Origin of the sequence: Streptomyces sp. NPDC093097, from assembly GCF_044754325.1 — a bacterium.
GTDB lineage: Bacteria > Actinomycetota > Actinomycetes > Streptomycetales > Streptomycetaceae > Streptomyces.
Genome location: NZ_JBIVOW010000055.1, coordinates 1 through 5,178 on the forward strand (window position 1 = coordinate 1; position 5,178 = coordinate 5,178).

Consider the following 5,178-nt stretch of genomic DNA (forward strand, 5'->3'; position numbering starts at 1 on the left):
GGGGCTGGGGGTGTCCGGACGTAAAGCGCAGCAGTCCGGACACCCCCAGCCCCGCAGCCCCGCCACCGCACCCAACAGCCCCGCGCAGCGGACAACAGCAACACGCAGCGGACACCTCAGCCCGCGCCGCAGGCGCAACAAGCAGCAACCCCCACGGCGGGAAAGCCAAAAACGTAGAAGGCGAAGCCAATCGCAAGCGTCACGTGGGGAGCGAAGCCGCTCGCAGCGCCTGCCGTTGGCGGCCCAGGCCGTCGACCTCCAGTTCCACCACGTCGCCGGGCCGCAGATACGATTGGGGGGCGGGGCGGCCCATCGCCACCCCGGCCGGGGTGCCGGTGTTGATGACGTCGCCCGGGTACAGCGTCATGAACTGGCTGACGTAGCGGACCACTTCGGCCACGGGGAAGATCTGCTCGGCGGTCGTGCCGTTCTGCTTCAGTTCGCCGTTGACCCACAGCCTGAGGCCCAGCGCCTGCGGGTCCGGGATCTCGTCGGCGGTCACCAGCCACGGGCCCAGCGGGTTGAACGTCTCGCAGTTCTTGCCCTTGTCCCACTGGCCGCCGCGCTCGATCTGGAAAGCGCGCTCGGAGACGTCGTGCGCCGCCGCGTAACCGGCCACCGCCGCCTGCGCCTGCTCGTGGGAGTCCAGGTAGCGGGCGGTCCGGCCGATGACCACCGCCAGCTCCACCTCCCAGTCGGTCTTCACGCTGCCGCGCGGGATCAGGACCGGGTCGTTCGGGCCGACGACGGTGTCGGGGGCCTTCATGAAGAGGATCGGCTCCTCGGGGGTGGCGGCCCCGGTCTCGCGGGCGTGGTCGTGGTAGTTCAGCCCGATGCACACGATCTTGCCGATCCGGGCCAGGGGTGGGCCCACACGCAGCCCGTCGGCGTCCAGTGCGGGCAGGTCGCCGGCGGCCGCGGCGGCCCGGATCCGGGCCAGCGCGGCGTCGTCCGCGAGCAGTGCGCCGTCGATGTCGGGGACCAGGCCCGACAGGTCCCGCAGCACGCCGGACCCGTCGAGCAGCGCCGGGCGTTCCGCCCCCACCGTTCCCACACGCAGCAGCTTCACCGTTTGCACTCCCGTGGTCGAAGGGTCGGCCCGGGAGGGGCCTCCCGGACCGGCCGATGGGGACGGCCATCGAGCGATGCGGCCGATCGTCCAAGAACGCGGTCCGCTCGGCAAGACCCCGTTCACGGACTGGACCGTTACCGGGGAGTGGGGACGACCGGGTCGGCGCCCTTCCCGGACCGGTCCGAGCCGGTCGGCTTTCCCGGTCCGCCCTTGCGCGCCGTGGTGTTGGCCCGCGCCCGGGCCGCCTTCTGCCGCGCGGCCCGGGTCTTCGGCCCGCTCCGCCGCACCGCCGGCTGCGGCGACGAGGAAGCGGCCTCCCCCTGGGCGGTCTGCGGGACCTGGACGTCGTCGGCGGCAGCGTGGGTGCGGCGGGCGGGCTCACCGGCGGACGCGATGCCGGACGCAACGGCCGCCTCCCGCAGGGGCTTCCGGGCCGGGAGCCATCGCCGGATCCCCGTCGGCTCCCGGTCCTGATCCCCGTGCTGGTTCCGGTCCTCGTCCGCCTTGCGCCGGCTCGCGGGGGTGCGGTCCCGGTGCAGCAGGGCCCGCTCGCACGCCGTCCAGGTCGTGGTGGTCACCACGTAGAGCCCGGCCGCCAGCGGCACCACCGCCAGGGTGATCAGGGTGCCGAACGACAGCAGCGGCATCAGCTTGTTCATCGTGGTCATCGCGCCCGTACCGGGTGCCGCGGTGTCCGCCGCGGCGGTCGGGGCCGCGGCCATGGTCGCCCGGGCGCGCCGGTAGTTCCAGGTGGCGACCGCCGCGATCACGGCGAACAGCGCGAGGTAGACCAGCCCCCGGGGCCCGGCGACCCCGCCGTCGGCGAGCGCCTGGCGCCAGGTCCCGCCGAGCGGGGCGCCCAGCAGCGTATGGCTGAGGAGGGTGCCGTTCCCGGTGGAGAAGAGGTGGTACATCACGAAGAAGACGGGGAGTTGGATCAGCATCGGCAGGCAGCCGGCCAGCGGCGAGGAGCCGTTCTCGGCGTAGAGGTCGGCCATCGCCTGCTGGAGGCGTTCGCGGTCGCCGCGGTACTTGCGCTGGAGGGCGGCGACGTGCGGGGCGAGCGCGCTACGGGCCTTCTCGCCGCGGGCGGCGGCCCGGGCGAGCGGGTGCAGGGCGGCGCGGACGCCGAGGGTGAACAGGACGATGGCGGCGGCGGTGGCCGCGGTGCCGAAGAGCGGTTCGATGACCTCGGCGCCGCGCGCCAACGCCTCGCCGAGGATGCCGAAAACGGACATGGGTGAGCCCTCCACGGGTCTCGTCGTGCCAGATGGGTGGTACGGCGTGACGAACCGCGCGGACACGCGCCGGCGCAGTGGCAACTCAGGGCGGAACAGGGCGGGATGGGCCGGTCCGAGCCTGATGAGTACGCATCGGGGTGGAGATTCAGCGTGCGGAGTGGCGATGCGGACGCGTCGAGGCCGAGGCGGGTGAGGGCTCATCGCGGCTGGGTGGGGCGGTGAGAGCGGGCCGGAGAGGGCCGGTGGCGGTCACCGCGGGTGCGCTGAGTTGTCCCCGAAGCACCGGAAGGAATCCGGGCGTTGGGGAGGGAGGGGCGCCGGAGCGGCTACGCGGCCGCCGGGAGGGCGCGGCCGGGTGCTCGCGGGCGCGGGCGGCCGGCGGCGTCGGGATCGCGCTGCGGCAGGAACGCCGTACGGCGCTCACGGTCGCGGATGGCCGTGCGTATGCGGCCCGGTGGGACCGGGCGGGCGGTGGCGGCCAGCGCCAGGGCGCTGCACAACAGCAGGACCGCGGCGGTGGTCGCGGCGGCGGCCAGCGCCGTCGTCACCCCGCTCTGCGCGAGCAGGAGTCCGGCGAGCAGGAAGAACAGTGCGCTGGTGTAGAGCCGCCAGGCATCGGCGATGCGGTACATCCGGTGTCCCCCTCCCCAGCGCTCCCCCGCGCTTGCCGGCACTTCACCGGTCGTCGGTCCGGCCGTCGGCCGACCGTGCGTTCAAGACTAACCGCACACCCGACCGACCGCGACAGCCTGTTCGGGGATTCACTCGGAGAAGTGAACCGGCCGCCGTGACGTGGTGCCACGGCGGCCGGAGGGTCATCGGAGGCCGGTCACCCCGCCCCGGCCGCGGTCCCGGCCGTGGCCTCGGACCGGGGGAACTCGTCCTCCAGCGCCAGGACTTCGGCGTCCGGCCGGTCGTCGCCCCGTTCGCGCGGGCCGAGCCAGGTCACCGCCAGGGCCACCGCCACGTTCAGCGCGAGGCCGACGATGCCCGCGTTGACGCCCCAGATCGGGTCGTGGCCGCCGAAGACCAGGAAGCACACCAGGGCGAAGCCGGCGACCAGGCCGCTCACCGCCGCAGGCATCGTCAACCGCCGCCACACCAGCCCCAACAACAGCATCGGAACCAACTGCGCCATGCCCTCGTACGAGATCAGGGAGAGCCGGACCAGGGTGTTGGGGGCGGTGTAGGTGAGCAGCAGCGCGAGGCCGCCGGCGATCACCACGACCACCTGCGACCAGAGCTTCTGCCGGGACGCCAGCCTGGGCACAGCGCCCAGCACGCTCCGTCCCCACATCGTGCCGATGACCAGCATGAAGACCGCCATCGGCACGATCGAGGAGAGCGCGGCGGCGACCCCGATGACCCCGACCGCCCAGGCCGGCAGCGAGTCCACGACCAGTTTGAACAGCGCCAGGTTGGAGCCGGCGCCGGTCAGTCCGGGGACGACGAACAGCGCCGCCAGCCCCAGCAGCATCGGCACGAACAGCAGGACGTTGTAGAAGGGCAGGTACATCGCGTTGCGGCGGAGCACGTCGGCGTTGCGGGCGCCCAGGTAGCCGGCCACGGTGGTCGGGAAGATCACCACCGTCAGGGAGTTGACCAGGGTGGTGGTGATGAACCAGGACTGGCCCAGGCCGCCGGAGGCGTGGCCGGGGAAGGTCAGCCACTCCGGCTTCTCGGCGACGATCCGGTGCAGGAAGGGGCCGTAGCCGCCGAAGTAGTGCAGCGGTACGTAGCAGGCGAGGAAGCCCAGGGTGGCGATGACCAGGACGTCCTTGAGGACCGACACCCAGGCGCTGCCGCGCAGTCCGCTGACCACGACGAAGCCGGTGGTGACCGCGAAGCCGATGAAATAGGCCCAGTTGAGGCTGATCGCGCCGTAGGAGATGGTCGAGACGACCACGCCCATGCCGGTGATCTGGAGCTGGATGTAGGGCAGCAGGCAGACGGTGGCGAGGACGGCGACGGCCGCGCCGAGCCAGGGCCGCCGGTAGCGGTGGGCGACGATGTCGGTGATGCCGACCAGGCCGTGGCGGCGGGCGTAGGCCCACAGCATCGGGCCGACGACGTAGCCGATCGCGTAGCCGCAGGACATGTAGGCCAGGACGTAGAGGACGGGGGCGCCGAAGTTGTAGCCCCAGCCGGCCGCGCCGAGGTAACTGAAGCTGGTGTAGCTCTCGCCGGCCATCAGCACCCAGATGAAGATGGTGCCCAGGCTGCGGCCGCCCACCGACCACTCGGTGAGCCCGCCGCCGGCGCCCTTGCCGCGGACCGCGAGCAGCCCCAGGACGACGGTCAGCACCATGAACGCGGCGAAGATCGCGGTGGCGACGGTGGCGTTCACGTGCGGCCCCCGTTCGGTTCGCCGTCCCGGCCGTACCCGCGCCGGAGGTCGCCGCGGCGCGCGAGCCACACCGACAGCGGGGTCAGCAGGGTGGCCAGCAGCATCCAGAAGAACAGGAACGGCAGGCCGAGGACGGTCGGGGTGACCCGGTTGACGAGCGGCAGCACCACCAGGAACAGCACATAGGGCAGCAGCAGCCAGAGCAGCGCGGGACGTTTTCGGGATCCCGGGGACGAGCCGCCGGGGGACTGGTTTCGCACGTCCGCAGAGTAGGCGCCTGCGTGACGCTTGCGCTGGCCTGCCTCCCACGTGACGCTTGCGCTGGGCCTGCCTCCCACGTTGCTGGCTTTCCCGCCGTGCCTGTCCGCTGCGCGGGGCTTGTCGGGTGCGGTGCCTGTCCGCTGCGCGGGGCGTTGTCGGGTGCGGTGCCTATCCGCTGCGCGGGGCTTGTCGGGTGCGGTGCCGGGTCTGTGGGGCGGTAGGGGTGTGCCGGACTGCTTCGCTTTACGTCCGGCACA

5 protein-coding genes are annotated in these 5,178 nt (G+C 72.8%); all 5 read right to left on the reverse strand.

Translation table 11 applies throughout. The annotated features are described in order from the left end of the window. Positions 1-199: 199 nt before the first annotated feature. A complete protein-coding gene (locus ACIQE0_RS38635) occupies positions 200-1,069 on the reverse strand; it encodes a fumarylacetoacetate hydrolase family protein (RefSeq protein ID WP_402341059.1) in 870 nt (289 codons plus the stop codon). Positions 1,070-1,206: 137 nt separating this feature from the next. Further along, complete coding sequence (locus tag ACIQE0_RS38640; protein ID WP_402341061.1) at positions 1,207-2,310, reverse strand: YidC/Oxa1 family membrane protein insertase; 1,104 nt, start codon at positions 2,308-2,310, stop codon at positions 1,207-1,209. Between the two features lie 329 nt (positions 2,311-2,639). After that, positions 2,640-2,945, reverse strand: coding sequence for a DUF6412 domain-containing protein (locus tag ACIQE0_RS38645; RefSeq protein ID WP_366340306.1), 306 nt, complete (start codon positions 2,943-2,945; stop codon positions 2,640-2,642). 197 nt (positions 2,946-3,142) lie between these two features. After that, positions 3,143-4,660 (reverse strand): sodium:solute symporter, encoded by a 1,518-nt coding sequence (locus tag ACIQE0_RS38650; protein WP_402341064.1) that lies wholly within the window; start codon positions 4,658-4,660, stop codon positions 3,143-3,145. After that, a complete protein-coding gene (locus ACIQE0_RS38655) occupies positions 4,657-4,920 on the reverse strand; it encodes a DUF3311 domain-containing protein (RefSeq protein ID WP_402341067.1) in 264 nt (87 codons plus the stop codon). The genes ACIQE0_RS38650 and ACIQE0_RS38655 overlap by 4 nt, the downstream gene beginning before the upstream one ends. Positions 4,921-5,178: the final 258 nt, after the last annotated feature.

Bases quoted from the DNA above. Each gene is read 5' to 3' on its own strand.
- ACIQE0_RS38645 (WP_366340306.1), bottom strand. From the start codon at position 2,945: ATGTACCGCATCGCCGATGCCTGGCGGCTCTACACCAGCGCACTGTTC.
- ACIQE0_RS38640 (WP_402341061.1), bottom strand. From the start codon at position 2,310: ATGTCCGTTTTCGGCATCCTCGGCGAGGCGTTGGCGCGCGGCGCCGAG.